We start from the raw sequence: 26,250 nt of genomic DNA on the forward strand, positions 1-26,250 counted from the left end.
CCAGCGCCGCCTCGTCAAGCGCGGCCTCGGCTGCTGCAAGTTATGACCAGTTCGACGACCGCTACCTTGGCCCCAAGTCTGCAAACCCAATCCTCGACAACGACGGCAACACTTTGCTTGTTGGTGCCATGTACTTCAACACCGCGGCTATGGAAACCCGCGTATGGAACGGCACCGCATGGCAAAGCGCCAGCGTTGTTGGCGGCACTGTCAATAGCTTGAATGTGACCGGGGCGCTTAGCTACCAAGGAACGCTGACTGGGGGGACGGGGGTTGTTAATCTTGGTGGTGGGCAGTTGGTTAAGGACATAGCTGGGAATTTAGGGCTTGGAATTGCGCCGAGTCCATTCATCTCGCCAACCATTCAAATCGGAGGTTTCGGGTCGGTGTTTGGTGATGGTAACACCCTTGCTTTAGGTCACGGTTATACAACATCCCCGTTCAATGGTAGCTCGATACATGCAACAACAGGTGAACGACCCCTTACCCTCAGAATCGACAAGAGCGATGGTGCGTTTAAGTTTTTTGTCGCACCTGCCGGAACTGCAGGTCAACCTGTTTCTTTTTTTGAGGCAGTCAGATTTACCGCCGACCTTAAGGTAGGCATTTCTCAACCGAACCCGAACGCTAAGCTTGACATTTTGCAAGGTGAAATTCGAGCCGGTACGCAAGAGTCTACCGGTGGATCAACGATACTTTCTGGGCAGTACTCTGGTAACGAGACAATCAATATATTCGGTGCGCGGCGTTCGTCGGGCGGCACAGTCATTGGTTATTCAGCAGAGCCAAGACCGGACGATGCAGGTTACAGATCAACCCAAGGTCAGTTTGTAGCGGCCCCGAAAGTGATTGAAATGGACAGCGATGGGTTCAAATTTTTAAGTGCCCCCAACGCGTTGACTTCAAGAAATGTCGCACTGACTATGAACGAACTGGGCAGGATGTCGAATAACGGTAACTTGCTTCTAGCTACGACAAACCAATTGGGGGCACTGGGAGGTTCGATTCGTCTAGGCGATGTAACAGCAATTGACCAAGATACGAACTCAACATATATCGCGGCGGGCTCCAGTGGCGCGGAGGTGTCCACTCGGTTGAAAACAGGGAACCTACCCGTTCAAATATCTTTAAACTCCGCTAGTGGTGCGATTATTTTCCGCAGATCACTTGCCGGAGCGGCTGGTGAGGTTTTCGCTTTTGCCGAGTCTGGGCGATTTACCTCGGGGGGGTACTTCAAGGTGAGTCCGACAGGGCAGTACGTTGATGGATCTAACTCCAACCGAATTGCAACCGATAATCATCTATTCATATCTAATGCCGGTGATGCTACTGTAATTGCATCAAATTTAATAGAAAACGTCTCGCAAGCTGCAACTTATGGATCAATTGTCAAGGCCGCTTTCACTGGTACGCATTTTATTGCGTTTACGGGCGGTTCCCTTGCATACCAAGTCCTCGCCAATGGCTCGGTTCAAAACGCCACCAACAGCTACGGTGCAATTTCCGATCCAAAGCTTAAAAACATTCTGGGCTCCAAAGGCTCTACTTGGCAGAAAACCAAAGCGTACAACTGGATCGAGTATTACCTAAAGTCAGATACCGAGCAAAACACCAAAATGCTTGGTCTGAACGCTGCCGATGCTCTCGAAGTTTCGCCTGGTGTAGTCGATTTCTCTGACGACATGCGCGAAGAAATTTATACGGAGACGTTCACCAAGATGGTGCCTGTCACCCAAACCGTTGTCAAAGAAAGCACCACAACTTCGATTGAGTTGGTTGATGGTCAATATCGTCAGGTGCTGAGCACAAAACCGGTTGAGGTTGAAGAACCTGTTCTCGATGAATTCCCGCTGTTTGATGAAAGCGGTGAACCTGTCTTGGAAGAGGTGTCGCCTTATAAAGCAGCAGTGCTTGATGAAAATGGCGAGGTGATAGAACCCGAGCAGCCCCCCGAATACCGGCAAAAAATGCATCTTGTGCAGCGCATGGAAGAGGTTACAGAGCAAGTTGAAAAACGCCGCATGGTGCCAACCGGTGAACAAACAATGTCGGTCAAGTACTCGGTCATTGGTATGCAGTATTTCCGCACTGTTCAAGAGTGCCAAAGCCGAATTGAAGGCCTTGAGACCTTCAGCCTTCAGTCTTCAGAGGTAATTGATCAGTTAATGGCGCGTGTCGCATCGCTCGAAGCCGCAAGCAATTGACTAAACCCCCACAGTAAACCCAAATCAAAAAGGACAAATAAACATGCAAGCAAACGGCAAAACCACAGAAATGAGCTACGACATCAAGGGTTTAAAAGCCAGTCAAGTGAACTACTTGCTCGAAGTGTTGGCCAATGTGCAGGCACCAATGGTGATTACACGGCCAATTTACGACCACATTGCAAACCAGGTCGAAGCGGTCAACAAAGCTCGCGAAGAGGCCCAGGCAAAAGCAAAGGCCGAGCTCGAAGCGCAAGCCAAAGCAAAGGCGGCAAGCGGGTCAATTCCAAACGAGGCTCCGGTGCTGAGCCAATAAGTAAGCAGCAAGCCACCACACCCACCAAACCACCTTCGGGTGGTTTTTTTTCGTCTGGAGGTTTTGTAATGCTGATTCTCACGAAGCTGGCCATAGCCGTTCTCGTTGCTTTTTGCCTTGGGTTTGCTCACGCAAACGATCACGACCAAGCCTACATAAACGCCGCTGTGGCCGATACAGCAACCACATGGGGCGCAATTGCCTCCGGTGCTGGGTATGAGTCAAACCCAATCGGCTTTCCTGCGGTCACCTTGGCCAAAGTGGCCGTCTATCAATATGCAAAAAGCCTCCCAGCTGAAGAGGGTGGCGAATTGCTCGATGTCACCACGGCAGCCATGGGCGGTGCTGCTGTCAACAACCTGTTGGTTGTGCTCGGCGCCGCAACTGGTGCATCGGTAGTCGCAGGGCTTGTCGCTTACTTCGTCATAAGGAATGATCAAAATGATTGAAACAATCAAAAAGTACTGGCGCTCACGCACAGTAAAAGCAGCAGTTGCAACCATGTTGCTTGGCGTAGTTGAGTATCAAACCAAGGTATTTGTCACAAGCTTGGGTGGTGAAAACGTTGGCCTGATTGTCACTGCGCTGGGTGGTGCCTTCCTTGTGCTGCGCGCCATCACCACTGAAGCGATTTCAGACAAATGAGCAAGCCACTCACGTTTAAGCAAAAGGCGGGCGGCGCGGTGCTGGCAGCCTCAGCCACGCTGTTGGGTACCGTTGCGCTTTGGGAGGGCACAGAATACGTGCCTTACCGCGACATCGTTGGGGTGCTCACAGTGTGCCAAGGCTACACCGGCCCCGGCATAGTGCCCGGAAAGGTGTACACCAAGGCCGAGTGTGACCAGTTGCTGGTGCAGGAACTAACTCACCATGGCCAAGGCGTACTGAAGTGCACCAAAGTACCGCTGAATCAGAACCAGTACGATGCGCTTGTTTCCTTCACTTACAACGTGGGGGTGGGTGCGTACTGTGGCAGTACGCTGGTGCGAAAGCTGAACCAAGGCGATTACACCGGGGCTTGCAATGAGCTTCGGCGCTGGGTGTATGCCGGTGGTAAACGGGTGCAAGGGCTGGCCAATCGGCGCGAAGCTGAGCGGTCGCTGTGCTTAAAGCCGCTGCCTTCGCCTGAGTCTGCCGAGGTGGCCGCCTCATGAAGTTGCATAGCTCATTCAAGGCCGTGGTGTTCATGGCCATACCCGTGGCGCTTTTGTTGCTGGGCTTCTATGTCGGCATGAAGGTGGAGGGCGGTGCCGCTGCAAAGGAAAAGCTCGAGCTGCAGGAACAGCACACCGAGCAACTGGCCGCAGCTTTCAAAGAGTATCAAGACAAGATCGAGGCCCAACGCAAACGAGACAAGGAAGTGATTGATGGATACATTGCCGAAATGGCTCAAATTGACAGCCGCTACCGTGAGCTTACTCGCACTGACCGCTTGCGCCTCCCGAGGTCAGTCTGTGATCCAGGCCCCGTGCCCACCAACTCCCCGGGTGAACCCCGCCTTGCTGAAGGAACTGCCCCCACCGTTGTACTTCCAGAACGAGTTGAAGCGGATCTTCGAGAGCTCGCACGAATAGCCGATGAGGTGACGGCTGCTTGTCGGGCTGTTAAATTAACATTAGAGTGAGGAAAAATGAATTAAGGACCTAAATTGGGAAGCTATGGCGGTAGTAACGGATGCAACGGTAGTGGTGAGAGGCCACCCGCTATTTCCATCAAAGGAAAGGTAAAAGGTCTTGTTGTTTCTAACAACACTTATGTGGGAAGTGGGAAACTGCTTGACGCTGAGGGAGATTTTGAAAACTTTCAGGCTTTTGAGAACACCCATATTGACCCTAATTCGTTTGCCGACAGTGACAAAACGTCAGTTTGGCCAACTACATTGATCAAGAAAAAAGCTTTATGGGGTTGGTTTGGCGCTGTTTCTTCTGCTGTGGTAGCTGGAGTAATTTTGCACTTACTTGGTTTTTATTAAATGACCTGAATGGGCGGAGACCAGCTGAGTATGGGTTTCAGCTGACCTCCATGACCATCTGACGGGTGGTCAAATGCTGAGTGCAAAGCCTGGTGAAAAAAGTTCCTAACCCTCAATACCAGGCTCTCGCATGTATGACCCGCAGCCATGGCCAACGGTCGCATGCTTGTATAGCTCGCACCACCAGTGTTCCATCAGCTGCTCGCCGCCGTATTCAATCACGTTGAAACGAGGCCTTGCGTAGGTGCAGAACTGGCAGGTGCCGGGGCGGTCTTCCAGTAGTCTTTGGCTGTTTGTATCGGGATTTGGACTGGCATCAAATACTGATTGAATAGACAGTATTCAATGATAGTTCAGAACTTGAATCGCTGGCGAGTTTGCCGCTAATATTGCTTATCGGGCCACGTGTTTATGCGACTTCCCAAGGGGTTGAAAACAAAAGAAATGTTAGCGCCTTGGGTATGTTATATTTTTTCAAATCAATAACTTAGGCTGTCAAAAAATACTTGCATGGGGTGCAAGGGGTCGGAGGTTCGAATCCTCTCATTCCGACCAAACAAATCAAGGGCTTGGGTGTAACAACCTAGGCCCTTGTTCTTTTCCGATCGCCTCTGTAACACCTCAAACAAGCTCTTCATTAAGTTAACGCGATGCTGCATCAAATTCAAGTGCTTGGTATCGCGCGCCATATCTCTTCAAAATCGAGGTTAAGGCCCATTTCATTCGATTGACCCTTGCCAGGCCGTAATATGATGAGGGCTCAGCATACAATTTCACATCAAGGACAATCATGACCCTACCCAGCCCTCTGGGCCGATTTCAAAAACCCGCTTGCGCGCTAATGTTGGTTGTTGGTCTGTCTACCCTGAGCGGTTGTGCGGTGGTGAGTGCTACAGCGGGGGCGGCAATTTCGGTCACTGGGGCAGTGGTTAGTACCGGTATTCGTGTAACCGGTGCGGTGGTTGAAGCAGGCATTGATGCCGCCACCGACGATTGACATCACGCTCTAATGGTTTGACACACTCGCCTTGGGCCGTTATTCTTTGCGCCTTCGATTAAACCCCTTGCGCATCAGTCCCTTGTAGTTCAACGCCTGCTCACCTTCGTTTTTCGGTTCAACCCATGCGCTGCCTGTGTGCAGGCGCTCGCCTATTTTTAAACCATGTTAAAAATGAATTCTGCGGACTGGTTCGCCAATGTCCGAAACGACCTTTTGTCTGGCCTGCTGGTGGCCTTGGCCCTCATTCCTGAAGCCATTGCTTTTTCGATTATTGCGGGTGTGGACCCCAAGGTGGGGCTCTATGCCTCGTTTTGTATTGCCACGGTGATTGCATTCACTGGCGGGCGACCCGGCATGATTTCTGCCGCAACGGGTGCCATGGCCTTGGTGATGGTCACCTTGGTGAAAGACCATGGCTTGCAATACCTTTTGGTGGCCACGGTGTTGGCAGGTGTGCTGCAGGTGTTGGCTGGGGTGTTGCGCTTGGGGCGCTTAATGCGGTTTGTGTCGCGCTCGGTGATCACGGGCTTTGTGAATGCGCTGGCCATTTTGATTTTCATGGCGCAGTTGCCAGAGCTGATGAACGTCACCTGGCATGTGTACGCCATGGTGTTGGCTGGTTTGGGCATTATTTACTTGCTGCCTTATGTGACCAAGGCCGTGCCTTCGCCCTTGGTGGCCATTGTGGTGCTTACCGCATTTGCAGTGGCCACGGGGCTGGACGTTCGAACCGTGGGCGACATGGGCGAACTGCCCGATGCACTGCCTGTGTTTTTGTTGCCCAACGTTCCGTTCACTTGGGAAACGCTGCAAATTGTGTTGCCGGTGTCGGTGACCTTGGCGGTGGTGGGTTTGCTGGAATCGATGATGACTGCGCAAATTGTGGACGACATGACTGACACGCCCAGCGACAAAAACCGCGAGTGCGTGGGGCAGGGGGTGGCCAACATCACGGCAGGCTTTATGGGCGGCATGGCAGGTTGCGCCATGATTGGCCAATCGGTAATCAATGTAAAGTCGGGCGGGCGAGGGCGCTTGTCCACGCTCGCGGCGGGTGTGTTTTTATTGCTCATGGTGGTGTTTGCTGGTGAGTATGTGGCGGTTATTCCCATGGCAGCCTTGGTGGCGGTCATGATCATGGTGTCAATTGGCACGTTCAATTGGGAATCGATCCGCAATTTGCGCAGCCATCCCAAGAGCTCCAGTGTGGTGATGCTGGCCACGGTGGCTGTTACCGTGGGCACACACGATCTGGCTCAAGGTGTGTTGGTGGGCGTGCTGTTGTCGGGCTTCTTTTTTGCCAACAAGGTTGGTCGAATTTTGCAGGTGCAGTCCACCACCCATCGCGATGGGCGCCACCGCACCTACACCATCACAGGCCAGGTGTTTTTTGCATCAGCGGACAGGTTTATTCAGTTTTTCGATCACACCGAGGCCTTGGAGCAAGTGACCATTGACGTCAGCGGCGCTCATCTGTGGGATATCACGGCGGTGAGTGCACTGGACAAGGTGGTGTTGAAATTCAAGCGGCGCGGTGTGCAGGTCGATCTGCTGGGCATGAACGAGGCCAGCCGAACTTTGGTGGACCAGTTTGGCGTACACAACCGGGAGGATGCGCTGGAGCGTGTTGGGGCGCATTGAGCGATGAAAAGCCTTCGAGGCGGCTTGCGCCTGGCGGACTCTTGTGCGGCCATGATGCACCTGTTTGGCTTGCTTACAACGCCTGTGTGGCTGACGTTGTAGCAAAACGATACAAAATGGCCGCGCAAATTTTATCGGTACCCGCCGTCGGCCATGACCACCTGTCCCATCAGGTAGGGCATGGTCAGCAGGTGCAGGGCGCACTGGGCCATTTCATCGGGCTCGGCCCAACGCTTCATCCAGATTTTGGCGGACTCTTTTTCCCGAACATCCGGGGGTAGGGTTGCGTTGAGGTCGGTGTTGATCCAGCCAGGTGCCAGACCATTGATGCAAATTTGGTCTTCAGACAGTTTTTCGGCAGCCACACGCACAAACAAATTGTTGGCGGCTTTGGAGGCGTCGTAGTGGGCCGACACGGGGTCCCAACTGTTGATGCCGTTGGTGGACGTCACCAGCACTATGCGACCGCGGAAATCACCACGCAGGGGGTTGTGCTTCATTTGCAAGGCGGCGTGCTTGGTCACCAGAAAGCTGCCGGTGGCGTTGGTGTTTTGTACCTGGTCCCACTCCGCCTGGGTTTGATCAAAAAATTCGGTGTTGGGCGAAATGCCTGCGCTGTGGATCACATAATCAATTTGCAGGCCTTCGCCTTGGATGGCATTGAAGAATGCAGCCACAGAGCTTTCTTGGCCAACTTCGCATGGAAACGCTTTGGCTTGTACTTTGGGGTTGGCCTGTTGAATTTGCTGCAAGGCGGCCTGGGTTTTTTCAGGTTTGCGGCTGGCAGAAACCACCACGTTGCCGCCGGCCCGCGCCACGGCCAGCGCGCAGGTTAGGCCTATACCGCTGGCGCCACCGGTGATCACAGTCCAGGTGTTAGAGAAGTCGAATTTCGCTGCGGCCACGGTTTGCTCCTTCCAAGTTGTTGAAATGGCAGTGTGGCACAGCTTTAACATTTGCGTGCGGCTTAATTCGAGGGTGCTTTGGGCCTTAATCTACCCTTAACCGGCCTTGCTTTTAGAGGCATTCAGCGTGTAGGCCCATCGCCAGCCCAGGGTTTGCAAGGGTGTAAAGCCATGGGCAAGCAACTGATTTGCGACATCCTCTGCGTTTTCAAAATCGGGGTCAGGGTGGTGCTCGCTGACCGAGACAATGCCGTTGGGCTTGAGCACTCGCCACGCTTCACTCAAAAAAGACTCCTGCTGCTCAATTTCGCCCAGCACGGTAACCATGAAAATTGCGTCAAACGATGCGTCGGGGAAGGGCAATGCTTTGCCATCTGCCAATTGAGTCTTGAAGTTGTGTAGCCCCGCAGCGCGAAGTCTTTCTTCGCATTTGCTGAGCATTTCTGGTTGTATGTCGAGCAGAGTCAAAAGGCCATTTGGAATTTTGCGTGCCACTTCGACGCTGTAAAAGCCCGAGCCAGCGCCAATTTCCAGCACATGGGCATTGGGCGCCACGGGCAAGCGATTGGCCACGGTGCTTGGAGACATGATCAACCCTCGGCCAGGCAGGTCGAGTATCCATGTCATTTGATGGGGGAACACGCCGCGACCAAAGGCACGGGACCATGTTTGGAACTGCTCTTGAAGTTGATCGCGTAATTTCATGACACACCTGTGTATGTGAAGGGGATTTAATTTTAAGCGTAACCTTTTACACCCAATTCGCGGCCCATGCCGGCAAACACCCGCTCGGTGCCGTCCACCAATTCAGCCATGGGTTGCTTGAAATCATTGGCCAGCCAGCTTTGGCACAGGTGAATAATGATACCCACGGCGCTTTTTGCCATCACACGAAGTACTTTGTTTGGGACCTTTGGGCCATGCAAAAAGGGCTGTGTAAACTGCAGCATCAGGTCCACAAAAGCGTCGTAGCGCTCGCCATACATATTGCCCAGTTGGCTGCGCACGGTCATGGCTTCAATCATGATGAGCCTTGCTTTGGCCGGGTTGCGTTTTACAAAGCCGAAGCTTTCTTGAAGGCCCGCGCGCACCAGTTTGCGTGCATCGCTTAAATGGGGGGCCACCGCAGCCAAAATGGATTGCATATATTCGCGCGTGGCCGCCTCGTAGGCGGCGCTTAATAGGACTTCCCGGCTTGCAAAGGCCTCGTAAAAATAGCGTTTGGTGAGCCCTGCTTCAGCACAAATTGCATCAATACTCACCGTGGCAAAGCCTTGCTCTCCAAACAAATGCACCGCCGCATCCACGAGGGCTTGTCTGCGCGCGGCTTGGCGCTCCTCTGCAGTTTTGCCGCCATAACTTCTTGGTTCGGTTTGCTCGACAGCGGCTGGGGGGTGGGTGCTCACGGCGGACCTCGTGCTCTGCTTTCAATAATTTGACACGGAATCGTATCATATTTATTCTGATACGGAAACGTGTCACATATTGCAGGCTTCCACATGCCAAACACCCCTTCACAGAAATGTCCCGCCCCCGCGCTGGCTATTGCGGTTTTGCTTTCCATGCTCCTGCTTGCATGTGGGGGAGAAGCATCCTCAGTGAATTCGGCCAGTGGCTCGGTGCGACCTGCTCAAGCCGATTTTTGTGCGCCTCAGTCAATCGCAGATCAACAGGGTAAAGTGGTCACTGCCTGGAAAACCGCCCCCGGCGATGCCCTGATAACCCACCCCATCAGCGGTTTATCGGTTCGGCAATCCTTTGCTCCGCATTGGTCAGGCAAGGTGGTGCGTTTGCGCTTGAGTAATCGGTACTCAAGCGTGCCTGTCACATTCAGCAATATTCATTTGGCCCGGGAAGCCACGCCTGGTGGGGCCGACATGGTGCCGGGCACCTCATGCAATTTGACCTTCAACGGTTTGCCCAGTGTTACCCTTCAGGCGGGCGAAACCGCTCAAAGCGACTGGGTGAGTTACCCAGTGGAGGCGTTTGAAAGGTTGGGTGTGAGCTTTTACGCGCCGGGCCCCACGCCACAGCTGACTCGCCACTTAAATGCCAATGAGGTGCTGTACATCAGCCTGCCTGGCGACTACAGCGCGAGTGCCGATGGGGCCATGTACCAGCCCGCGCCCCAGGGCTACACCGCCAATTTTTTGGTGATCGAAGCGCTTGAAGTGTTGGCATCGCCCTCGGTGAGCACCGTGGTGGCCGTGGGGGATTCGATCACCGATGGGTCCGATTCGACGACTGCGTTTTTGAGTGGCCGGGGTTCGCCATTGGTGGCCACAGACCAACGTTACCCTAACCATTTGCAACGGCGCTTCAACCGCGCAGGCTTGCCTTTTAGTGTGGCCAATGCGGGTATTGGGGGCAATGAGTTGCTGCGCGATGGCTGGTTGCCTCAGTTTGGTAAAGCCCTGCTTACGCGCTTTGATGCCGATGTATTAGCCACTGCGGGTGCCAGCCATGTGTTGGTGATGATCGGCACCAACGATTTTGGCAATCCCAAAACTGGTCAGGCGCCCACATCTGAACAACTCGTTGAAGGGTACAAACAGTTGATAGCCCGTGCCCAGAGGGCCGGTTTAAAAACCATTGTGGGGACCATTCCACCAGCAGAAGGCACCGTTACAGAATTGGTGCCGGTGCTGCATGGCACTGCAGCAGCTCGCCTGGCACGCGACCAGACCAACGCATGGATTCGAAGCCAAACCCTTAGCGATGGCGTGGTTGATTTTGCGGCGTGCCTGGAAGACCCGCTGCGCCCCGGGTATTTGGCACCGCAGTTTAACAGTGGCGATAACCTTCACCCCAACCCTGCGGGGTACGCCGCCATGGCTGAGTGCGTGAACTTGAATTTATTTAAAAATTAATCAGAGAGACGTCGATGAATACCTTGCTCACTTGCCGCATCCATTGGGCCCGGCCATTGTGCCTGGGCGCTGCCACAGTGATGTTGGCCGCCTGCCTGGGGGGCAGCAACCCTCCAGTAAACCCCGGAGCTGGCGTTGTAACAGGCAATGAATCGGACAGTGGGGTGCAAGCCACCCAGGTGAGCCTTGGTGAGCAAACCGTGAGTCTGCGAAACACCAATGGCCGAGTGGAGGTGCTAAAAAACCCGTTGAGGATTCGCGTCTTCAATGGGAATGACGAGCTGGTTCTAGAGCAGGTGGAAAGTGCAGGCGGCGCTCTTGAGCCCGGTGTGGCGCTCAATGAACCCTTGGGTAGCGACTATGTTCCAAGGCGTGTGTTGAGCGCACCTTTCGCTTTCATCGTGGGGGCTGAAGTGGCCCCCCAGGTGCGCGCCACGCCCTGGGTGGGCAATTACCTCACCCAAGGTTTGTTTGGGTTGCAATACCACGGCACCGAAGTGCTGGAAGCCGTGCCGACAGTCAACGGTGTGGCCCTGACCATTGCGACGAATGACCCCAGTGGGCGTTTGCTCAATGTGAATATTCAAGCGGTAGACAACAATGCATTTGAAGTGCGCCTGGCGGCCAATCCCGCTCAGGGGGTGGTGATGGTGGCTGACAGTTTTGTGTTGCGCGGCGATGAGTCGTTTTATGGCTTCGGGGGACGGCACAATGCCGTTAACCAGCGCGGCAATTTGCTCACCAATTTTATTCAGGCGCAGAACGTGGGGGCCGGGCCTTTGGGGCCTGTGGCCAATACAGCGTCGGGCAAGGGGGACGTTTACATGTTTCCATCGGGGCCAGATGCGGCGTATTACATTTCAACCGCCTTTGCCTCCAGCAGCGGCTATGGCTTTATGCTGGACAGCACACGCCCATCACGCTACGACCTGGGGGCCACCAATCCGCAAGCGTGGCAAGTCAATGTGTCGGGCAGCGACATGGTCTATCTAATCACGCCCGGGGACGAAAAGAAGGCGCTCAGAAGTTTGTCGGGCCTGCAAGGCCGTCACCGCGTGCCTTTGCAAGCCGACCTGGGCCCCACGTTGTCCCGTGCAGTGCGGGTGTTGTCGGCCCAGGCTGATGATGCCGCCAGTTATGAGGCCAAGATATGGGAAGACCTGGCACAAATTGATGCCCTGCAGTTGCCGGTCAAAGGCTACGCTTTTGAAGGCTGGGAGATCTTGCCCCGCCAAACCAGTAAAACAATCATAGAAGCCCTGCACGACCGCAATATTCGGGCCTATCTGTACATTCGCAACTACGTGGGGCTGGATCCGGCCAACACCGAGCGCCCAGAAACCTTCACCGAGGCCTTGGAAGCTGGTTATGTGGTCAATGATGCAGCCGGTTTGCCTTATTTGTTTGGCACGCCATTTGGCGGGCTTGGCGCGGCCATCGACTTCACCAACCCGGCTGCGGTGGCCTGGTGGGAGGGGCGTATTCGCGAAATGCTCGAAGACCTGGGGGCCGATGGTTTTATGCAGGACTTTGGTGAGCACATCGCGCTGGACATGCATTTTTTTGATGGCAGCACCGGGCAGACCATGCACAACCATTACCCCACGCTGTTTCATCAAACCACCCGAAAAATCATTGACGACATTGAGAGCAAATCGGGGCGGCGCATTTTTTTCTGGACCCGCGCTGGTTATTCGGGGCGGCAAGGCAGCTCGGGCTTTGAATCCTCGAATTTTCCCGGCGATGAAACCAGCGATTGGTCGCGGGCCTCTGGTCTGGCATCGTTGACCACCGACATGCTCAGCCGTGGCGCCACTGGCTCCTATGGATTCAACACCGACATTGGTGGCTACTTTGATTACCACACCGGCCCGGCCGATGCCGAGCTGTACACGCGGTGGTCTTTTTGGGCGGCCTTGTCGCCGGTGTTCCGTGTGCACAATTCATCAAGCAACGGGGTTCGTATGCCTTGGTTCTATGGGGATGAAACTCTGGCGCATTGGCGCAAGGCCGCCGAGCTGCATTTGAAAGCGGCTCCTTTGATCATGAAGCTTTGGCAAGAAGCGCAATCCTCCGGTGTGCCCCCTGTGCGTGGGCTGTGGGTTGAGTTCCCCAAAGACGAACGTGCTCGGCAAGAGGACCAGCAGTGGATGTTGGGCCCCAACGTGTTGGTGGCCCCAGTGGTGGAGCAGGGTGCCACGAGCCGCAACGTGTATCTGCCCCAAGGTTGCTGGAAGCATATGGACACTGGCATGCAATTCATGGGGCCAAGGGACGTGACAGTGCCTGCCCCTATTGATTCCTTACCGTATTTTTTTAAATGTGGCGTGAATGCATTTTGAGTCTTAAAGTCGATTAAACCGCTCAATCGGTTAGCATGGTAGCCATGTTAACTGCGCGGTTTTATCCATGCCTTCTTTGTCTGACAGTGAATTTTCAGCGCTAAGTCAAACTTTCCCAACCGGGCCATATCGCCATTACAAAGGTGGCCTCTATGAGGTGCTGGGCTTGGGGCGTGAAGAGGCCACACTGGATGTTGTGGTGATTTATAAATCCTGCAAGAACAACACCTGGTGGACACGCCCAATTGAAGTGTTTACCGAGAAGGTGGACACTGTGGACGGCTTGCGCCCCCGCTTCGAGCCCGTGGCATGAATACCACCGAAGGCAGCTTGGATGTCCACCCCCGAGCCCCGCAAATTTGGGTTGATGCAGACGCCTGCCCCGTGGCGGTGAAAGAAATGCTGTACCGGGCAGCCGAACGCACCAAGCTTGAAGTTACCCTGGTGGCCAACCAATACATGCGTACGCCGCCTTCAAAATTCATTCGTCTTTTGCAGGTGCCCAAAGGTTTTGATGTGGCTGATGATGAAATCGTAAGACGTGCACAGGCGGGCGACTGGGTCATCAGCAGCGACATTCCTTTGGCCAGCCAGCTGATCGCCAAAGGCGTGCATGTACTCACCCCTCGCGGTGAGCGATTAAGCAAAGAAAACATTGAAGCCCTGCACACCATGCGTGACTTCATGGACACGCTGCGCGCCAGTGGTATTGAAACAGGCGGACCCCCTGCATATAGCCAGGCCGACAAAAAGGCATTTGCAGCCGAGTTGGACAAAGCCGTGTTGACCATGCAACGTCTAATAAAAAAAGGAGACAACGCCAAATGAACAACTTGAACGGCAAAACGGCTGTGGTCACCGGCGCAGCCAGCGGTATCGGATTGGCCCTAGCCAAACACGCTGCAGCCCAAGGCATGAATGTGGTGATGGCCGATATTGACGAGACAGCCTTAAGCAACGCAGCCGCTGATTTAAATGTGCCTGCTGACCGCTTGTTGACCGTGCCCACCGATGTTCGGCATGCCAGCGCAATCAAACATCTGGCCGACGCCAGTTATGCGAAATTTGGTGCTGTGCACCTGTTGTTTAACAACGCTGGAGTGGCCTTGGCCCGCACCACCTGGGAACACACCGCCGATGATTGGCAATGGGTTTTGCAGGTGAATTTAATGAGTGTGGTGCATGGCATCTCCGAATTTTTGCCTCGCATGCAGGCCCAGGGCGGGGCGGCCCATGTGGTAAACACCGCCTCGGTGGCAGGTTTTGTGAGTTACCCGGGCATGGCGGCTTACAACGTAAGCAAGCATGGTGTGGTGACCTTAAGCGAAACACTGCACACGGAATTGCAATTGACCCAAAGCCCAGTGCAGGTGCACTTGCTTTGTCCGGCGTGGGGGCCCACGGGCATTGGCAATGCTCAGCGCAACCGCCCCGCTGATGTGGCGCAAACTGTGTTGCCCACCGAGGGTTTGTCGGCCCAACTCAACAAGCGCATCGGCAAAGCCATTGCCAGCGGTCAATTAACAGCAGACGACATGGCAACCGCCACCTTTGACGCCCTGCGGGAAAATCGGTTTTACATCATTCCCCATCGCAACATCAACACCGCCATTGAGGAACGCGCGCAAAACATATTGCAGCAGCGCAACCCAGAAATGCCTCGGTGACACCATTAAAACCTTGGAGACAAACCATGAAAGCATTGATGTGCAAAACTTTGGGCATGCCCAACACCCTGGTGTATGAAGAGGTACCCGACCCCTCGCCGGGTCCAGGCCAGGTGCTTCTGGACATGCAGGCCGCAGGTGTTAATTTTCCGGATGCCTTGATCGTTCAAGGCAAGTACCAATTCAAGCCACCCCTCCCATTTGCACCGGGTGCCGAACTGGCTGGTGTGGTGGCCGCCTTGGGCGAAGGTGTCAAAAATGTGAAGGTGGGTGACCGCGTGATGGCCGCTTGTTCGCACGGCGCTTTTGCAGAAAAGGTGCTTGTATCGGCCAAGCAGGTTATTCCGCTGCCGCCCGCAATTTCGTTTGAGACGGGAGCCTCCTTCACCTTGGTGTACGGCACCTCGTACCACGCTTTGAAGGGGCGTGCGGCCTTGAAAGCGGGCGAAACCGTGTTGGTGTTGGGCGCGGCCGGCGGCGTGGGGCTTGCCGCCATACAAATTGCAAAGGCTTTGGGAGCCAGGGTGATTGCTGCGGCATCTACCGCTGAAAAGTTGGCAGTGTGTGAAAAAAATGGGGCTGATGCCTGCATCAACTACACCACTGAAGACCTTCGCGAACGCATCAAAGCCCTGACAGATGGCAAAGGACCTGACGTCATTTTTGACCCAGTGGGCGGGCAATATGCCGAGCCCGCATTCCGAAGCATTGCGTGGAATGGCCGCTACCTGGTGATTGGGTTTGCTGACGGCAGCATCCCCAGCTTGCCGTTGAACCTGCCTTTGCTCAAAGGCGCGTCTGTGGTGGGGGTGTTTTGGGGTGAGTACGTGGCGCGCCAGTTGTTTGATTTTATTCGTGACCTGGGTGAAATGTTTGCCTTGATTGAGCAAGGCAAACTGGTGCCGCATGTGTCTAAAACTTACCCTTTGGCCCAAGGCGCGCAAGCCCTGCAAGACCTCCTGGACCGCAAGGTGGTGGGCAAAGTGGTGATCACTCGGGGATAAAGGTCATGAAAATTCATCACTTGAATTGCGGCACCATGTGCCCAGTCTGCAGGCGGCTAATTAACGGGGACGGTGGTTTTTTTGAACGCGCCCGCATGGTGTGCCACTGCCTGTTGATTGAAACCGAAAAAGGCTTGGTGTTGGTGGACACCGGCCTTGGTATGGGTGACATTGAGCAACCCGCAGAGCGCCTTGGTAAAGGCTTTGTGGCCATGATGCAGCCGGTGTTGGAGCCTTCTGAAACTGCCATCGAACAGGTTAAAAATTTGGGCTACTCGCCCAAAGACGTGCGACACATTTTGCCCACACACCTGGATTTGGACCACGCCGGGGGCTTGAGCGACTTCCCGATGGCCCAAGTGCATGTGTACAAGCCCGAGCATCAGCACGCCGTCAACCCGAGCCTTAAAGATTCGATGCGCTACCGCAAGGCGCATTTTGCGCACAAACCCGATTGGACCATTCACAGTGAAGGTTCAGACACATGGTTTGGATTTCCGGTCATTAAACCGATTGCAGGCGTTGATATCTTGATGGTGCCCTTGGTTGGACACACCCGCGGGCATGTGGGCGTGGCGGTGCGCCAGGGCGGCAAATGGTTGATGCATTGCGGCGACGCTTACTTCCATCGAAGCGAAGTGCAAGCAAACCCGGTGGACCCCATGCCTCCAGGTTTGGCCATGTTTGAAAGGATGGTGCAGACCATTCCAAGGGAGCGACTGGCCACCCAGGCACGCTTGCGCGAACTTGTTAAAAACCATGGCGAGGTGGTCGAACTCTTTTGCGCGCATGATCCAGTCGAATTTGATAAATGCGCGAAAAAAATAATTTAACTTTTCCGGGCTGCTGCCGTAAACCCGTTATCACCCAGTTGGAATTCATCCTTGGGGGACAGGAGGCCGGGTATGCAGCACGTTGACACATCAGTTTTGACCCAGGTGGCAAGCCCGCCCGATGTAAAACCAGATGAGTTAATGCAAAAGCTTGAGGAAGCGCAGCATCAGCTTCTTCAAAGCGAGAAAATGGCATCCATTGGCTCTTTGGCAGCTGGTGTGGCCCACGAAATCAACAATCCGATCGGCTTTGTGGGTTCCAATTTGTACACCCTGCGGTCTTATGTCAAAGACCTTCTTGCATTGATCGAATGCTTTAAACAGGCGGGGCAAGAGGCCGAGAAAATTGAAGCCGCCCATTTGTTTTGCAAAGAACTGGATCTCGAATATCTTCAATCCGATGTAATCCAGTTGCTTGACGAGAGCCAAGACGGCATCGCCCGAGTGCGGCAAATTGTTCAAGATCTCAAAGACTTTTCTCATGTTGACCACGGGGAGTGGGTGGTTTGCGATCTTCACAAAGGCCTGGAATCTACCTTGAACATGGTCAACAACGAGCTGAAATACAAGGCCGTGGTGGAACGTGAATATGGCGACTTGCCAGAGATCACTTGCCTTGCATCGCAGATCAACCAGATTTTCATGAACCTGTTGGTTAACGCTGCGCATGCGATTGAACGTGATGGACTCATACGCATCAAAACCTGGGTGGACGACCAACGAGTTTGCGTCAGCATTTCAGACAACGGCTGCGGTATTCCGCCAGAGAATCTTTCGCGAATATTCGACCCGTTTTACACCACCAAGCCGGTGGGTAAAGGCACTGGACTGGGTCTGTCGCTCAGCTATGGGATCGCGAAAAAGCATGGTGGGCGCATTGATGTAAACAGTGAGATGGGCGTTGGAACCACATTCACCTTGGCCCTGCCTATTCAGCAGGGTGAGCAGGGGTGAGTCATGAATGCGATCAGCGAAGGCCAGTTGACCAGGAATTTGTTGATTGTTGATGACGAGGACAATGTGCTGCGTGCCTTGGTGCGCCTGATGCGACGCGATGGCTACACCCTGCACATCGCCCGTTCTGTGCGCGAAGCGTTCGAGATCTTGGCCACCAGGCCTGTGGAAGTTGTTCTGTCTGATCAGCGAATGCCCGAAAAAAATGGCACTGTTTTTTTAAGTGAGGTGAAGGAAAAATATCCTCACACCGTGCGTTTGATGTTGTCCGGGTACACAGAGGTTGGGGCCGTCACCTCGGCGATTAATGAAGGCGCCATTTATAAGTTTCTCACCAAGCCCTGGGACGACGAGCAGCTACGTGCCAATGTGCGAGAGGCTTTTCAGCGACACGACATGGAGTCACAAAACCATCGCCTGCACCGCGAGATTGAAGAAGTCAACGCGGAGCTGCTGTTGTTGAATCACCGTCTTGAACAAGAACTGCAGGCCAAGAACGAACGCATTCGCCGCGATTACTCGGTGGTCGGGGTATTGCAAGAAATGATTGACCTCTTGCCCCTCGGTGTACTGGGCTTGGACCACACAGGTGAGCTGGTGTGGATTAACGGGTCTGCCTGCGCGCTATTAAAGGAAGAGGGGCAATCACAAGAAGGCACCTACTTGGAGAGGCTTCCACAAAACTTGCAAGATCTACTGAGTGATTACCTGATGGCAGACGATGGCGAGCCTCAAACCCATTGTTTGCAAGTGAGCCAGCGAACGTTGCAGGTTGACATTAAGCCTTTGGGGGTGAGTAGCGAGTCCTTGGGTTGTATGGTTGTTTTACAGGTCTGCGCGAAAGGGGGGCAGAGATGAGTCATTTGTGTGAAGCGCTTTGCTTGCCTGCCCTGAGTTTATCGTCCCCCAAGCTACTAAACAAAATGCAGGCTGACGACATTGGTTTGAAAGAGTTTGCTGATTGCTTAAAGCTCGACCCCGGCCTGTGTGCTCGCTTGTTGCGCGTTGCCAATTCACCTTTTTTTGGGGTCAGTGGTCAAATCTCCTCTGTAGAAGAAACTGTGATGCTGCTCGGCATGCGGCGCACACGCCAGTTTGTCACTCTGGAGGTTTTAAAAAATCTGTTGCAACGCCCACCGTGGGATCAAGTTGATTTGAAAGGTTTCTGGCAACGGGCAGTGGTGATGGCTGCCTGTGCTGACGCCTTGGCGCATCGAGTTGGTTTTACCGATTGCGATGCTTTCACGGCTGGGATTTTTTACAATGTAGGATGTTTGGCCTTGCTACCACAAGCCCCAACCGATTACCTGTCGGCGTTGTCTTCTGGGCGATCCAATCAGGCCTTGCTCACACTTGAGCAAATGTTGTTTGAAACCAATCATGCCGATATGGGTAGCCAAGTGTTGGCACAATGGAACTTCCCCCAGACCATGTGCGTCGCGGTGGGCACGCAGTACATGCAGCCTTTTTGTGATCACTCTGTTTTACAACAGGTGATGCAGTTCTCCCATGTGGTGCTGTCCAATGATTTCCAACCCTCGGCCTACCATGCAAGCCTTTATTTTTCATTGGGCCTTGAAACCTGGAAAGACAAAGACTATCGAGGTTTGCTCGAAGCCGTGCACGAGCAATTCGAACAGTGGAAAACCTTGTTGGGGATGTGAGCCATGAGCAGTGAGCTTCGGGAGCATGCGGTGTTGATTATCGACGATGAGCCCAATGTATTAAATGCGCTTAGACGCACCTTGCGCAGTGAGCCTTACCGGCTAGAGAGCACCACCGACCCGTTGAAAGCGCTTGAGATTGCCAAAACATTTGAGCCAGATTTGGTGTTGTGCGACATGCGCATGCCCGGTTTGAATGGCGCTGAGGTGTTTGCAGCGTTAAGCCGCAGCAACCCCAAGTGCACCAAAATTTTGCTCACGGGCTATGCGGACATGCGCTCTACGATCGCCGCCATCAATCAGGGGCAGATCGACCGTTACATGACCAAGCCGTGGAATGATGATGACCTAAAACAAACATTGCAACAGCAATTGCGCCTAGTTGCGCTTCGCAATGAAAGAGACCTGCTTGCACAACGCTTGACTGCGAAGGTGAAGGATTTAAACGCACTGAATGCAGACTTGGACCAGCGCGTCGCAGCACGCACGCAAGAGCTTTACCAAACCAATCTTTTTTTGGAGCAGGCCTTTGGTGAGTTGAGCGCTCAGTTTATGAATGCGGTGAAGGTGTTCTCAAATTTGATCGAAATGAGCGCACCCGGCATGGCTGGCCATCATCGTCGGGTTGCGGATTTGGCCCGCCTGTTGGCGCTTGAATTGGATTTGCCAGACGCAGAAGTGCGCGATATTTATATCGCTGGTCTTTTGCATGATGTGGGTAAAGCCGGCTTGTCAGAGCATGTGTTTCAGCGTGCCTTGCCTGAGCTCGAACCTGGTTTGCGAGCGGCCATGATCAAGCATCCCATGCGTGGGCAGGCTGCGTTGTTGCCCCTTCCTGAATTGAACAATGCGGCACTTTATATTCGTCAGCACCATGAGCGTGTGGATGGTCAGGGTTTTCCAGATGGCTTGGTGGGGGACGAAATCAGCCGCGGCGCAAGAATACTTGCTGTGGCCGAAGATTGGGACGAACTCCAGCTGGGGTGGCTGCTTAGCCGAAAGTTAAACCCGCCAGAGGCCATGGAGCATCTGCTAAGTGGCGCGGGCAAGCGATATGACACCGCTGTGCTGGCTGCCTTGCCCGCAGCCCTTGCTCGCCTGGAGGATTATCCCGCAGACCATGAAGAGCTTCTGGATAGCCAGGCCCTCGTCCCTGGGATGGTGCTGAGCAGGGATCTATACAACCGCGATGGTTTGATGCTGATCTGCAAAGGCACTGTGTTGAATTCCAAGATGACGCTTCACCTTCAAAGACAGCACGCAGCGGATGGTCAGGCTTTGAAGGTGTATTGCAAACGCAGGCTGCATTAAGGGCTTTGCTGTCTTCAATTGCCCTTGGCTGCCCGTGCTGCTGCCAACTGCGCTTGCAATGCGTCAATGCGTTGATGGTTGTCTTCCGAGCCAATATAACTGCGGAACAGCCATTCTTGGGTTCGCATCGAGGTGTCCAGGTCTTGGTTGAGCACCTGGTTGGATAAGCGTTTGGTCTCTATCAAACAGGTGCGATCAAATTTGGCCATGTCGCGCGCAATTTGCCCGACGCTGCTGAGCAACTCACCTTCAGGGAAAACTTTGCTCACATAGCCCATGCGTTCGGCTTCGGTTGCGTCGTAAATGCGGCCAGTCAGCGCCACCTCTTTGGCGCGGCCCATGCCTATGATTCGCCACAGCGGGTCCATGATCGGCGTCAGGGAAAGCACCACCTCGCGCTGGCCAAATTTGGCTCGTGTGGAGGCGTATCGAATGTCACACATCATGGTCAGGTCAAAACCCCCGGCAATGGCGGGGCCACCCACGGCACAAATCACGGGTTGCTCACAAAACAAAATAGCGCGGTAAGCTTTGTGAAACAAGGCGGTGTAGGCCTCGTTGCTGACCTTCTCCAGCTTTCGAATTTCATTCAAGTCAAAACCGGCAGAAAAATACTTTTCACCACCGGTGAACACAATGACATTCACATCGTCACGCTCGCCCAATTGGTTAAACATGGCTGTGACTTCTTGCAGCACATGAGGGGCCAACGCATTGCCCTTGTCGGGGCGGTGCAAGGTCACAGTGGCTACACGCTCACTCACCTCAAGTTTCAGGTATTCAAAATTCATGTTTATTTCCAGGCTCCGTTGCTGACACGCACCACATAAAAGCCCTGGTAGCCGTCGGTGTACCAGATCTCTTTGCGTTCTGGCACAAACGCGGGGCTGGACATGGCCCAGTTGCTGGCGGGTGCGGGTTGAGTGATGATCCGGTCTTTCACCGGGGCGTTGTAGTATGCCACCTCCACCGGGTTGGCCGGGTCGCGAATGTCAAACACCCGCAGGCCAGAGAGGATCATGCTGCACGCCACAATGGTGGGGTTCACACGCGTCGGGATGTTGCAATAATGAGCGGCGTAACCGCCGGTGGGGTTTTGTGCACCAGGGTCGCCAGCGATTTCCTCGCGGTTTTTCTGGTTGTGAACCTCAAGCCGAAGATTCGACAACACCTTGGGTTGCTGTGGGTTGCTCATGTCGATGATTCGTGCAGCGCCAACCAGGTCTCCGTGCGCGCTCACACCACCGCCACCACCGTTGGAAGAATACTCGTCCACTTCCATGACGTACTGTTTGCCGTTTTGGGTGAACGGAATCGCGTTTTGCGGAATGGTGACCGTGTCCCAGCTTACGGTGGAAATTACCCGCACCTCTGGGTTGGCCTTGCGTGCTTGAATTTCAGAGACGTCCAACACCACCATGCCTGCGGGGTCGCCAATGCTGGCCACGTAGGCGGTGTTGCCATCGGGGCTCAAACTTAAACCATGCGATGAGTACTGCCCGTACCACAGTGGCCGAGGCACGCTGGGGTTGGAAATATCCAGTGCCACAATCGTCGAGGTGCCTGGCGAAGCCGAGTAAAAGGTTTTGCCGTCGGGTGACAAACCACTTTCATGCCCAAAAACACCCAAGGGCGTGGAGGACTTCAACACTGGGTTGCGGCAATCTTCAGAAACATCGTACACATCCACAATACCAGGGCCAAACGCCGGGTTACCCAACACCGCGGCCAGCACGCCGCCTTCTTGGCTGACCACCAAAGACTCGTGCGGCGACAACATGGCGGGCGTCACCAAGCGGGCAGTGCGCACGGGTCGCGTGGGGTCGCTCATGTCAAACACATTCACCCCGATTTCCTGATCGGCCAGGTTGGTCGGGAAGAGCAGGGTACTATCTGCAAAGGCGCAATCGCGCCCGGCTTTGTCGCGGTAGCGCTCCACCTTGAAGCCACCCACTGTGCCGATCACACGTTCTGGTGCAAAAGAGCCCACCAACTGCATATTGCAAGAAAAGCCCGCTGCTGCGAGGCCTGCATCGTGGTCAGCCTGTGACACACGGCCCTGCATGCCGGTTTCCGGGCTTGAGCCCGGGCCACATTGCCCCTGGGGTGTTGCGCTTGGCGTCGGCCCATCCACCACGGTTTGGCCACTGGGGGAAAGGCGTCCATTGGCACTGCTGGTGGCTGGGGAGTCCCCCAGGCAGCCTGCAATCAACAGGGGCAACAGCGACATGGCCCACGGAAGGCGCTGCTTGGTTTGAGTGAACATAAAAGGCGTCTCCGGTTTTGAGTTTATTGGGTGTATGTGTTGAGCTTGACCTGCATCCAGGCAATCTCCATGCCCTGTTCACGGATCATGGTGGTGGCCAATGCTTTCACAAGGCTTGATTCGCCATTGCGGTGCGCAAACCAGGCCATGGGTAAGGCTGCTTGGTGGTGCGCAAGCATCAATTCAAGAAACAATTTTTCTTTGGCTTTGCCGGTGGCTCGTTCAAGTTGTGCCAGTTGTTCGGGTGTGGCCAAGCCAGCCATTGCGCCACCCTCAGCCTTGCAACGTGCCTGGTAAAGTTGGTCATCCAGGTGGCGCACATTGGTGGCGTTTTCAACCCAGGCCATGGGAGCACCGTCCACCAGGGGCGGCTGGTTCCAGGCAGACAGCCAACCTTCCATCACCCCGATTTCTCGGGTTTGTTTCAGTACGATGGACTGGGCAATGGCCTGCATTTCAGGCGATGCGGCGCTGCGCATCAACATGCTCATTTGAATGGCTTGGGCGTGGTGCTGAATCATGCTGCGGGCAAAACCCGCATCCACCGCATTAATCGCAAAATTTGTGGGGTTGGCCAAAGCCTCATCGTGATAGGCCGTGTAGCTCGCTGCGTTGCGGTGTGCAGAACTGCTCGCAAGCCACCATGCGCCAGCGCTTAGGCCAGCCAACACAATCAGCGCGGCGAGGCCTGCTCCACGTTTGTTGGGCAAAATAGAGAGGGGCATGTGTCTCGAATGTTTATAGTGTGTCTAGGTGTTTTTACTGACAACGCGCCCTGTCGGATTCAAAATGTGTCGGTAAACTGCTCATTACATCCCAATCAATCACCCAACCGGAGTGTTGCTTCATGATTGTTCGCCCGCGCCCGCGTGCCCACCAGTTGATCTACATTGTCCGAGGCTCCGTGGTGAGGCGCATTGCCTGGAAGGTGTTGCTGATTGCGGCCTTGTCCACTGCGGTGGTGTTGTTTTACCAATCCAATAATCTGCAATTTTTGAATGCGGGCCTTGGCACGTTTTCTATTTTGGGTTTGGCTTTGTCGGTCTTTTTGGGTTTTAGAAATAACGCCTGCTACGACCGGTGGTGGGAGGCACGCAAACACTGGGGTGATTTAATCGTACATTCCCGAAGCTTTGCGCGGGAGCTTGCTGCCCTTTACCCGCAGTTAGAGCTGCGCCAAGCCATGGTCCGAAGAATGATCGCCTATGCCCATGCGCTGGCTGCGCGCCTACGAGACCAGAGCGAGGCCGATGCCGCCAGGCCTTGGTTGTTGCCGGCTGAGCATGCCCTGCTAACCCATGCCAGAAATGTGCCCAACGCTTTGCTGTGCATGCAAAGCGATGAGTTGGCCAAACTGTACCGCCAACACCAATTAAGCGATATTTTGTACCAAACCTTTGGTAACAAATTGGCTGCAGTGGCTGTGATTCAAGGCGCCTGCGAACGCATCAAAACCACGCCAACGCCTTTTGCATACTCACTGCTGTTGCGCCGCACGGCCTGGCTATTTTGTTTGTTGTTGCCGTTTTCGTTGGCTCCAAGCCTTGGCATGTTGGCACCGCTCATTGTGGCCGCCATTGCGTACACCTTTTTTGGATTGGACTACCTGGGCGATGAACTGGAGGAGCCTTTTGGCCTGATGGACAACGACCTGCCCCTGAACGCCTTGGTTCGTGGCATCGAGGTGGACATGCTCGAAAGCCTGGGCGAGAAGGAGCTGCCGCCTTATTTGCAGCCGGTGGATTACTTGTTGCAATAGAGGATCGCGTGCAATTGAAGGTGCTGTGGCTAGGCTTGCCAACAGCACCTTTGTTGCACGTTAGTCTTTCAACTCAAGTGCGCGGTTTAAGCTAAGGGCAGCCAAGGAGCCCAAAGCCCCCGAGAGCAGGTACAACGTGACATATTCAAGCCCAAAGTGGGCTGACAAGCCCAAGGCCACCAGGGGTGCAAAAGCCGCGCCCACCAGCCAAGCCAAATCGGCTGTAAGCGCTGCACCGGTGTAGCGGTACTTGGCCTTGAAGTTGGCTGTTACGGCACCAGCAGCCTGCCCATACGACAAACCCAACAGCACAAAGCCAATCAAAATGAATGCGGTTTGCCCGTTGTAGCTGCCGTCCATCATGCTGGGTATAAAAAAGCTGAACACGGCAATGGCCACAGCCAAGCTGCCCAAGGTATTTCGGCGGCCCAAGCGGTCGGCGATGACACCACTTAACACCACTGCGCCAGCGGCGAGGGCTGCACCAATGATTTGAATCACCAAGAATTCTGGAATGGAGCGTTGCTGTTCAAGCACAATCCACGACAAAGGAAACACGGTGACCACGTGGAACAGCGCATAGCTGGCCAAAGCCGCCAAAGCGCCCACCAAAATATTGTGTCCTTGCGAGCCCAGCATTTCGCGCACCTTGACGGGCTGCAGTTCACGTTCCTCCAGCATGCGGGAGTATTCGTTGGTGGACACCAAACGAAGGCGTGCAAACAGGGCTACCACGTTGATGGCAAAGGCCACATAAAAGGGGTAGCGCCAGCCCCATTCAAGAAAATCTTCGTTGCTCAGCGCAAACAACAGGTAGGCGAACAAACCTGCAGCGATCATGAAACCCACAGGGGCCCCCAACTGGCCCAACATGGCATACCAGCCGCGTTTGTTGGGTGGCGCATTCAGGGCCAACAGGGAGGGCAGACCGTCCCAAGAACCGCCCAAGGCAATGCCCTGGCCAAACCGCAAAATCGACAACAGCACAATCGCCCCCGCGCCCAGCGTGGCATAGGTGGGCAAGAAGGCCATGCCTGCCGTGCAAATGCCCAACAAAAACAGCGCCACAGTGAGCTTGACCTCACGCCCGTGGTGCTGCTGTACCTTCATCAGGGCCAGCGTGCCCAGGGGGCGGGCAATAAAAGCAAATGAGAAAATAACAAACGAATACAGGGTGCCTGTGAGTGCATCTTCAAACGGAAAGAACACCGCCGGAAACACCAACACCGAGGCGATCGCATACACAAAGAAGTCGAAGTATTCCGATGCCCGGCCAATGACCACGCCAATGGCGATTTCGCCCGGCGTGACGTTGCTGTTGCTGTGGTGGTGGCCCGGTGCGGGTTGCCCGCCTTGGCCTTGCTCTGGATTCACCATGGTCGCACTGGACATTTGAACTTCTCCTCGATTTTCTGGACACATCACTTTTTTTATTATTTTCAGCAATTTATAAACAAACCTGCATGCCCTTGGACAATTTGTCCAATCCTCACAGGCTGTTCGCATTAGTAAATTAGCATGGATTTCATACGTACTTTTGCT

The 26,250-nt window shown here is 54.3% G+C and carries 27 protein-coding genes and 1 pseudogene; 21 read left to right on the top strand and 7 right to left on the bottom strand.

Annotated features, from left to right (window positions below):
* From ACEQU8_RS11980 to ACEQU8_RS12020, 9 genes and pseudogenes are all read left to right on the top strand, one after another.
* Positions 1-2,204: pseudogene (locus ACEQU8_RS11980) on the top strand (hypothetical protein); the annotation flags it as partial.
* Between the two features lie 43 nt (positions 2,205-2,247).
* Positions 2,248-2,520, top strand: coding sequence for a hypothetical protein (locus tag ACEQU8_RS11985; protein ID WP_370263879.1), 273 nt, complete (start codon positions 2,248-2,250; stop codon positions 2,518-2,520).
* 68 nt (positions 2,521-2,588) lie between these two features.
* Entirely contained in the window at positions 2,589-2,969 is a 381-nt protein-coding gene (locus ACEQU8_RS11990; RefSeq protein WP_370263880.1) for a hypothetical protein, read from the top strand.
* The gene (locus ACEQU8_RS11995; RefSeq protein WP_370263883.1) at positions 2,953-3,165 is read left to right on the top strand and encodes a hypothetical protein; all 213 of its coding nucleotides are present in this window, start codon (positions 2,953-2,955) and stop codon (positions 3,163-3,165) included. The genes ACEQU8_RS11990 and ACEQU8_RS11995 overlap by 17 nt, the downstream gene beginning before the upstream one ends.
* Positions 3,162-3,674: a lysozyme gene (locus tag ACEQU8_RS12000; RefSeq protein ID WP_370263884.1), complete on the top strand. Its 513-nt coding sequence runs from the start codon at positions 3,162-3,164 to the stop codon at positions 3,672-3,674. The genes ACEQU8_RS11995 and ACEQU8_RS12000 overlap by 4 nt, the downstream gene beginning before the upstream one ends.
* Complete coding sequence (locus tag ACEQU8_RS12005) at positions 3,671-4,144, top strand: hypothetical protein (RefSeq protein ID WP_370263886.1); 474 nt, start codon at positions 3,671-3,673, stop codon at positions 4,142-4,144. Before ACEQU8_RS12000 ends, ACEQU8_RS12005 begins: the two co-directional genes overlap by 4 nt.
* Before the next feature lie 24 nt (positions 4,145-4,168).
* Positions 4,169-4,492: a hypothetical protein gene (locus ACEQU8_RS12010; protein WP_370263887.1), complete on the top strand. Its 324-nt coding sequence runs from the start codon at positions 4,169-4,171 to the stop codon at positions 4,490-4,492.
* Positions 4,493-5,282: 790 nt separating this feature from the next.
* Positions 5,283-5,489 carry a hypothetical protein gene (locus tag ACEQU8_RS12015; RefSeq protein WP_370263890.1) on the top strand — a complete coding sequence of 69 codons (207 nt, stop codon included), beginning with the start codon at positions 5,283-5,285 and terminating at the stop codon, positions 5,487-5,489.
* 165 nt (positions 5,490-5,654) lie between these two features.
* A complete protein-coding gene (locus tag ACEQU8_RS12020) occupies positions 5,655-7,133 on the top strand; it encodes a SulP family inorganic anion transporter (RefSeq protein ID WP_370263892.1) in 1,479 nt (492 codons plus the stop codon).
* 131 nt (positions 7,134-7,264) lie between these two features.
* On the opposite strand, the gene ACEQU8_RS12025 is transcribed toward ACEQU8_RS12020, so the two are convergent.
* From ACEQU8_RS12025 to ACEQU8_RS12035, 3 genes are all read right to left on the bottom strand, one after another.
* Positions 7,265-8,038 carry an SDR family NAD(P)-dependent oxidoreductase gene (locus ACEQU8_RS12025; protein WP_370263894.1) on the bottom strand — a complete coding sequence of 258 codons (774 nt, stop codon included), beginning with the start codon at positions 8,036-8,038 and terminating at the stop codon, positions 7,265-7,267.
* 96 nt (positions 8,039-8,134) lie between these two features.
* Positions 8,135-8,743: a class I SAM-dependent methyltransferase gene (locus ACEQU8_RS12030; RefSeq protein WP_370263896.1), complete on the bottom strand. Its 609-nt coding sequence runs from the start codon at positions 8,741-8,743 to the stop codon at positions 8,135-8,137.
* A 32-nt stretch (positions 8,744-8,775) separates the two neighbouring features.
* Entirely contained in the window at positions 8,776-9,444 is a 669-nt protein-coding gene (locus tag ACEQU8_RS12035; RefSeq protein WP_370263898.1) for a TetR/AcrR family transcriptional regulator, read from the bottom strand.
* 192 nt (positions 9,445-9,636) lie between these two features.
* Here ACEQU8_RS12035 and ACEQU8_RS12040 point away from each other — a divergent pair, with 192 nt between their 5' ends.
* From ACEQU8_RS12040 to ACEQU8_RS12090, 11 genes are all read left to right on the top strand, one after another.
* Complete coding sequence (locus tag ACEQU8_RS12040) at positions 9,637-10,908, top strand: GDSL-type esterase/lipase family protein (protein WP_370263900.1); 1,272 nt, start codon at positions 9,637-9,639, stop codon at positions 10,906-10,908.
* 14 nt (positions 10,909-10,922) lie between these two features.
* A complete protein-coding gene (locus ACEQU8_RS12045) occupies positions 10,923-13,250 on the top strand; it encodes a TIM-barrel domain-containing protein (RefSeq protein WP_370263901.1) in 2,328 nt (775 codons plus the stop codon).
* Between the two features lie 67 nt (positions 13,251-13,317).
* Positions 13,318-13,563: a DUF1653 domain-containing protein gene (locus ACEQU8_RS12050; RefSeq protein WP_370263903.1), complete on the top strand. Its 246-nt coding sequence runs from the start codon at positions 13,318-13,320 to the stop codon at positions 13,561-13,563.
* Positions 13,560-14,078: a YaiI/YqxD family protein gene (locus tag ACEQU8_RS12055; RefSeq protein WP_370263905.1), complete on the top strand. Its 519-nt coding sequence runs from the start codon at positions 13,560-13,562 to the stop codon at positions 14,076-14,078. The genes ACEQU8_RS12050 and ACEQU8_RS12055 overlap by 4 nt, the downstream gene beginning before the upstream one ends.
* The gene (locus ACEQU8_RS12060; RefSeq protein ID WP_370263906.1) at positions 14,075-14,917 is read left to right on the top strand and encodes an SDR family NAD(P)-dependent oxidoreductase; all 843 of its coding nucleotides are present in this window, start codon (positions 14,075-14,077) and stop codon (positions 14,915-14,917) included. The genes ACEQU8_RS12055 and ACEQU8_RS12060 overlap by 4 nt, the downstream gene beginning before the upstream one ends.
* 26 nt (positions 14,918-14,943) lie before the next feature.
* Complete coding sequence (locus tag ACEQU8_RS12065) at positions 14,944-15,921, top strand: NADPH:quinone oxidoreductase family protein (protein WP_370263907.1); 978 nt, start codon at positions 14,944-14,946, stop codon at positions 15,919-15,921.
* A gap of 5 nt (positions 15,922-15,926) precedes the next feature.
* On the top strand, positions 15,927-16,754 hold the full coding sequence (locus ACEQU8_RS12070) for an MBL fold metallo-hydrolase (RefSeq protein ID WP_370263909.1): 828 nt from the start codon (positions 15,927-15,929) through the stop codon (positions 16,752-16,754).
* A 72-nt stretch (positions 16,755-16,826) separates the two neighbouring features.
* Positions 16,827-17,708: an ATP-binding protein gene (locus ACEQU8_RS12075; protein WP_370263910.1), complete on the top strand. Its 882-nt coding sequence runs from the start codon at positions 16,827-16,829 to the stop codon at positions 17,706-17,708.
* A gap of 3 nt (positions 17,709-17,711) precedes the next feature.
* The gene (locus ACEQU8_RS12080) at positions 17,712-18,566 is read left to right on the top strand and encodes a response regulator (RefSeq protein WP_370263912.1); all 855 of its coding nucleotides are present in this window, start codon (positions 17,712-17,714) and stop codon (positions 18,564-18,566) included.
* Positions 18,563-19,372 carry an HDOD domain-containing protein gene (locus ACEQU8_RS12085; protein WP_370263913.1) on the top strand — a complete coding sequence of 270 codons (810 nt, stop codon included), beginning with the start codon at positions 18,563-18,565 and terminating at the stop codon, positions 19,370-19,372. The genes ACEQU8_RS12080 and ACEQU8_RS12085 overlap by 4 nt, the downstream gene beginning before the upstream one ends.
* Before the next feature lie 3 nt (positions 19,373-19,375).
* Complete coding sequence (locus ACEQU8_RS12090) at positions 19,376-20,683, top strand: HD domain-containing phosphohydrolase (protein ID WP_370263915.1); 1,308 nt, start codon at positions 19,376-19,378, stop codon at positions 20,681-20,683.
* A gap of 14 nt (positions 20,684-20,697) precedes the next feature.
* On the opposite strand, the gene ACEQU8_RS12095 is transcribed toward ACEQU8_RS12090, so the two are convergent.
* From ACEQU8_RS12095 to ACEQU8_RS12105, 3 genes are read right to left on the bottom strand one after another with little or no spacing between them, the layout of a single operon-like run.
* Positions 20,698-21,474: an enoyl-CoA hydratase/isomerase family protein gene (locus tag ACEQU8_RS12095; protein WP_370263917.1), complete on the bottom strand. Its 777-nt coding sequence runs from the start codon at positions 21,472-21,474 to the stop codon at positions 20,698-20,700.
* 2 nt (positions 21,475-21,476) lie between these two features.
* Complete coding sequence (locus ACEQU8_RS12100) at positions 21,477-22,949, bottom strand: LVIVD repeat-containing protein (protein WP_370263919.1); 1,473 nt, start codon at positions 22,947-22,949, stop codon at positions 21,477-21,479.
* Between the two features lie 23 nt (positions 22,950-22,972).
* Positions 22,973-23,674 (bottom strand): DUF305 domain-containing protein, encoded by a 702-nt coding sequence (locus ACEQU8_RS12105; RefSeq protein ID WP_370263920.1) that lies wholly within the window; start codon positions 23,672-23,674, stop codon positions 22,973-22,975.
* A gap of 122 nt (positions 23,675-23,796) precedes the next feature.
* Between ACEQU8_RS12105 and ACEQU8_RS12110 the strand changes: the two genes are divergently transcribed.
* Positions 23,797-24,708 carry a bestrophin family protein gene (locus ACEQU8_RS12110; protein ID WP_370263921.1) on the top strand — a complete coding sequence of 304 codons (912 nt, stop codon included), beginning with the start codon at positions 23,797-23,799 and terminating at the stop codon, positions 24,706-24,708.
* 60 nt (positions 24,709-24,768) lie between these two features.
* On the opposite strand, the gene ACEQU8_RS12115 is transcribed toward ACEQU8_RS12110, so the two are convergent.
* Positions 24,769-26,100, bottom strand: coding sequence for an MFS transporter (locus ACEQU8_RS12115; protein ID WP_370263923.1), 1,332 nt, complete (start codon positions 26,098-26,100; stop codon positions 24,769-24,771).
* Positions 26,101-26,250 lie beyond the last annotated feature (150 nt).

Origin of the sequence: Limnobacter sp., assembly GCF_964228395.1 — a bacterium.
Lineage (GTDB): Bacteria > Pseudomonadota > Gammaproteobacteria > Burkholderiales > Burkholderiaceae_B > Limnobacter.

What these genes read in the sequence shown, in the direction of transcription:
- ACEQU8_RS11985 (WP_370263879.1), top strand. Translation starts at nt 2,248, where the DNA reads ATGCAAGCAAACGGCAAAACCACAGAAATGAGCTACGACATCAAGGGT.
- ACEQU8_RS12030 (WP_370263896.1), bottom strand. Translation starts at nt 8,743, where the DNA reads ATGAAATTACGCGATCAACTTCAAGAGCAGTTCCAAACATGGTCCCGT.
- ACEQU8_RS12070 (WP_370263909.1), top strand. Translation starts at nt 15,927, where the DNA reads ATGAAAATTCATCACTTGAATTGCGGCACCATGTGCCCAGTCTGCAGG.
- ACEQU8_RS12075 (WP_370263910.1), top strand. Translation starts at nt 16,827, where the DNA reads ATGCAGCACGTTGACACATCAGTTTTGACCCAGGTGGCAAGCCCGCCC.
- ACEQU8_RS11995 (WP_370263883.1), top strand. Translation starts at nt 2,953, where the DNA reads ATGATCAAAATGATTGAAACAATCAAAAAGTACTGGCGCTCACGCACA.
- ACEQU8_RS12115 (WP_370263923.1), bottom strand. Translation starts at nt 26,100, where the DNA reads ATGTCCAGTGCGACCATGGTGAATCCAGAGCAAGGCCAAGGCGGGCAA.
- ACEQU8_RS12085 (WP_370263913.1), top strand. Translation starts at nt 18,563, where the DNA reads ATGAGTCATTTGTGTGAAGCGCTTTGCTTGCCTGCCCTGAGTTTATCG.
- ACEQU8_RS12080 (WP_370263912.1), top strand. Translation starts at nt 17,712, where the DNA reads ATGAATGCGATCAGCGAAGGCCAGTTGACCAGGAATTTGTTGATTGTT.
- ACEQU8_RS12065 (WP_370263907.1), top strand. Translation starts at nt 14,944, where the DNA reads ATGAAAGCATTGATGTGCAAAACTTTGGGCATGCCCAACACCCTGGTG.
- ACEQU8_RS12050 (WP_370263903.1), top strand. Translation starts at nt 13,318, where the DNA reads ATGCCTTCTTTGTCTGACAGTGAATTTTCAGCGCTAAGTCAAACTTTC.
- ACEQU8_RS11990 (WP_370263880.1), top strand. Translation starts at nt 2,589, where the DNA reads ATGCTGATTCTCACGAAGCTGGCCATAGCCGTTCTCGTTGCTTTTTGC.
- ACEQU8_RS12100 (WP_370263919.1), bottom strand. Translation starts at nt 22,949, where the DNA reads ATGTTCACTCAAACCAAGCAGCGCCTTCCGTGGGCCATGTCGCTGTTG.
- ACEQU8_RS12005 (WP_370263886.1), top strand. Translation starts at nt 3,671, where the DNA reads ATGAAGTTGCATAGCTCATTCAAGGCCGTGGTGTTCATGGCCATACCC.
- ACEQU8_RS12110 (WP_370263921.1), top strand. Translation starts at nt 23,797, where the DNA reads ATGATTGTTCGCCCGCGCCCGCGTGCCCACCAGTTGATCTACATTGTC.
- ACEQU8_RS12090 (WP_370263915.1), top strand. Translation starts at nt 19,376, where the DNA reads ATGAGCAGTGAGCTTCGGGAGCATGCGGTGTTGATTATCGACGATGAG.
- ACEQU8_RS12060 (WP_370263906.1), top strand. Translation starts at nt 14,075, where the DNA reads ATGAACAACTTGAACGGCAAAACGGCTGTGGTCACCGGCGCAGCCAGC.
- ACEQU8_RS12020 (WP_370263892.1), top strand. Translation starts at nt 5,655, where the DNA reads ATGTTAAAAATGAATTCTGCGGACTGGTTCGCCAATGTCCGAAACGAC.
- ACEQU8_RS12045 (WP_370263901.1), top strand. Translation starts at nt 10,923, where the DNA reads ATGAATACCTTGCTCACTTGCCGCATCCATTGGGCCCGGCCATTGTGC.
- ACEQU8_RS12095 (WP_370263917.1), bottom strand. Translation starts at nt 21,474, where the DNA reads ATGAATTTTGAATACCTGAAACTTGAGGTGAGTGAGCGTGTAGCCACT.
- ACEQU8_RS12000 (WP_370263884.1), top strand. Translation starts at nt 3,162, where the DNA reads ATGAGCAAGCCACTCACGTTTAAGCAAAAGGCGGGCGGCGCGGTGCTG.
- ACEQU8_RS12015 (WP_370263890.1), top strand. Translation starts at nt 5,283, where the DNA reads ATGACCCTACCCAGCCCTCTGGGCCGATTTCAAAAACCCGCTTGCGCG.
- ACEQU8_RS12105 (WP_370263920.1), bottom strand. Translation starts at nt 23,674, where the DNA reads ATGCCCCTCTCTATTTTGCCCAACAAACGTGGAGCAGGCCTCGCCGCG.
- ACEQU8_RS12055 (WP_370263905.1), top strand. Translation starts at nt 13,560, where the DNA reads ATGAATACCACCGAAGGCAGCTTGGATGTCCACCCCCGAGCCCCGCAA.